At 63.7% G+C, this 2,572-nt stretch carries 3 protein-coding genes; all 3 read right to left on the bottom strand.

The features are described from left to right. Nucleotides 1-77 precede the first annotated feature (77 nt). Genes tnpC through tnpA form a run of 3 tightly spaced genes read right to left on the bottom strand, consistent with a single transcriptional unit; the run spans nt 78 to nt 2,512 of the window. On the bottom strand, nt 78-1,730 hold the full coding sequence (tnpC, locus tag AC0L2P_RS32040; protein WP_473507222.1) for an IS66 family transposase: 1,653 nt from the start codon (nt 1,728-1,730) through the stop codon (nt 78-80). A 45-nt stretch (nt 1,731-1,775) separates the two neighbouring features. After that, nucleotides 1,776-2,123, bottom strand: coding sequence for an IS66 family insertion sequence element accessory protein TnpB (gene tnpB, locus AC0L2P_RS32035; RefSeq protein WP_473507221.1), 348 nt, complete (start codon nt 2,121-2,123; stop codon nt 1,776-1,778). After that, nucleotides 2,120-2,512 (bottom strand): IS66-like element accessory protein TnpA, encoded by a 393-nt coding sequence (gene tnpA, locus AC0L2P_RS32030; RefSeq protein WP_473507220.1) that lies wholly within the window; start codon nt 2,510-2,512, stop codon nt 2,120-2,122. The genes tnpB and tnpA overlap by 4 nt, the downstream gene beginning before the upstream one ends. Nucleotides 2,513-2,572 lie beyond the last annotated feature (60 nt).

Below are 2,572 nucleotides of genomic sequence, written 5' to 3'. Positions count from 1 at the left end.
GTACGCATACGACGAAGGCCGCATGATTGGCACACGCGCGTGCGCGCGGCGGGCTCTATGATGGCGATGTGTGAAGGTCAGGCGGCCTGCTGATCGACGGGCTCGGATTCGCGCAGGCGCTTCCATTCCCAGGGCAGTAGTTCGTGCAGACGCGAGACGGGAAGATCGGCGATGCGGGCCAGGACGTCGGCGAGCCAGGCTTTCGGGTCGACGTCGTTGAGGCGTGCCGTGGTGATGAGGGTAAGCATGACGGCGGCGCGTTCGGCGCCGCGCTGGGAACCGGCGAAGGTCCAGTTGCGCCTTCCCAGAGCAATGCCACGCAGCGCTCTTTCGGCCGCGTTGTTGCTGAGGCAGATTCTGCCGTCGTCGCTGAATCGGGCGAAGTCGGCCCAGCGCCTGAGCATGTAGTTGATTGGCTTCAGGACCTCGGAAGAGCGCGAGAGGGTGTCGCGCTCGCGGAGCAACCAGGCGTGCATGTCGTCGAGAAGTGGTTTGCTCTTCTCCTGCCGCACGGCATATCGCTCGTCAGCGCTGCGGCCGTTGATGGCGCGCTCGATCTCGAACAGCGCGTCGAGACGCCTGACCGCCTCCAGCGCGATCGGGGAGATCGGTTTGCCATTCCTCTTGCCCTCGCGAGCATTCTTCTCGATGTCGGCCAGTTCGAAGAATCCTCGCCGCGCATGGGCGTAGCAAAAGGCCGGCGTGATCGGCTGCTCCTTCCGCTGCGGGTCGAACAGCGGCTCGAAGCCACTGTAACAGTCGCACTGAAGAATGCCGGCGAACCCGGCCAGATGCTTCTGAGGACGCTCGCCACGTCGGTCGCTCGAGGCGTAGTAGATCGCCGCCGGCGGCGCAGGCCCGGCGAAGGGACGGTCATCGCGCGTATAGGTCCAGATGCGCCCGGTCGTGCACTTGCCTTTCGCCAGGATGCGAATGGTGGTGTCGTCGCCATGAAGGCGCTCGGCCGCGAGCACATGGCGCTCGATCAGTTGGAAGAGCGGCATGACGGCGAAGGTTCCGTGGCCGACCTGATCGGCCAGCGTCGACAGCGGCAGGTCGATCCCCTCGGCCTTGAAGCGCGTGCTCTGACGGTTGAGCGGAGTGTGCATGCCGAACTTGTCGAACAGGATCGTCGCCAGCAGCTGCGGACCGATGAAGCCGCGTGGCGTGGCATGGAACGGCGCCGGCGGCTGGCTGATCTTCTCGCAATCGCGGCAAGTGAACTTCTCGCGCACCGTCTCAATCACCTTGAACCGGCGCGGGATCTCCTCCAGCGTCTCGGTCACGTCCTCGCCCAGCTTGGACAGCCGGGATCCGCCGCAGCAGGCGCAGGTGGTAGGCGGCTCGATGACGACGCGCTCGCGCTCGATGTCGGCCGGCCATGGTTTGCGCACCGGCCGTTTGCGCGTGAAGGAACGCACGCTCTGGGTCTTCGCCGCCGCAGCGGCCGCGGCAAGCTCATCCTCGCTCGCCGCGGTCACAAGGTCTTCGAGCTGAAGTTCCATCTGCTCGATCAGACGCGCCGTGCGCTCGGAACGCTGGCCGTATTTCTCGCGCTTCAGCTTCTCGATCATAAGCTGTAGATGTGCGATCAGCGCCTCGGTATCCGATAGTTTCGCCTGCGCGCTGGCGGCCACCGCCTCGGCTTGCCGCCGCGCTTCACGTTCAGCCCGCAGCGCCGCCAGGGCACTCGCGAGGTCCGAAGGAAGATCATCCGGCTTCAACGTCATGAGGCCAGTGAATCAGATTTTGCCTGCAATTTCAAAATGTAAATGCTAGCCGACCCGCGTCGGACGCCAGGTTTTTTGAGGGTTGCGCCAATCGATCCCGGACAGGAGATAGCTTAACTGCGCCGTCGAGATCGTAACGCTTCCGTCTGCCAGAGATGGCCAGATGTAGCGGCCACGCTCAAGACGCCTGGTGAACAGGCATGATCCTTGCCCATCATGCCAAATGACCTTCAGGAGATCGCCTCTTTTACTGCGAAAGCAAAAAAGATGGCCGCTCAGCGGATCCTTCTTCAAGATTTCCTGCACGCGTAGTGCAAGGCTGGGAAAGCCGCAGCGCATGTCGGTGTGTCCCGTCGCCAGCCACACCCGCACCCCCGTCGGAATCGGGATCATCGCAGCGTTTCCAGGCCGCGCATGATCCGAAGCAGCGCTTCCACGTCCACGTCTGGCTCGACGATGACCCTGCGGCCATTCACGCTCACCACTTCCATGCGCCCGCCAGCCGGTTCTGGACCCTTCTTTGGCTGCTCCGCTACGATCACCGCCGGCACGAAACCGCAGACGCCACCTTCGCCGAGCCGACCCTCACGATGCGCCTTGCGCCAAGCAAACAGCAGTGGGTTGGAAATCCCGTGACGCCGCGCTGTCGCGGATGCTTGCCGCGGAGCCGAATAGCTCTCCTCGACAATCCGCAGCTTCTCCTCTTCCGACCAGCGGCGCCGGCGGCCAGTGTCAACAATCTCGAGACGAGTGACTTGGCGACAGTCAGTAGAGATATCCATACCGACAGTCAGCTACATCCTCCCTTCGCCCGCAAGGCGGTCCTCCTCGGAGGCGTACGA

This window comes from Mesorhizobium sp. WSM4836, assembly GCF_055811815.1.
The sequence above is the reverse complement of the archived record's forward strand: the minus strand, read 5'-3'. Positions and strand labels throughout refer to the sequence as shown.

Bases quoted from the DNA above. Each gene is read 5' to 3' on its own strand.
- tnpC (WP_473507222.1), bottom strand. From the start codon at position 1,730: ATGACGTTGAAGCCGGATGATCTTCCTTCGGACCTCGCGAGTGCCCTG.
- tnpB (WP_473507221.1), bottom strand. From the start codon at position 2,123: ATGATCCCGATTCCGACGGGGGTGCGGGTGTGGCTGGCGACGGGACAC.
- tnpA (WP_473507220.1), bottom strand. From the start codon at position 2,512: ATGGATATCTCTACTGACTGTCGCCAAGTCACTCGTCTCGAGATTGTT.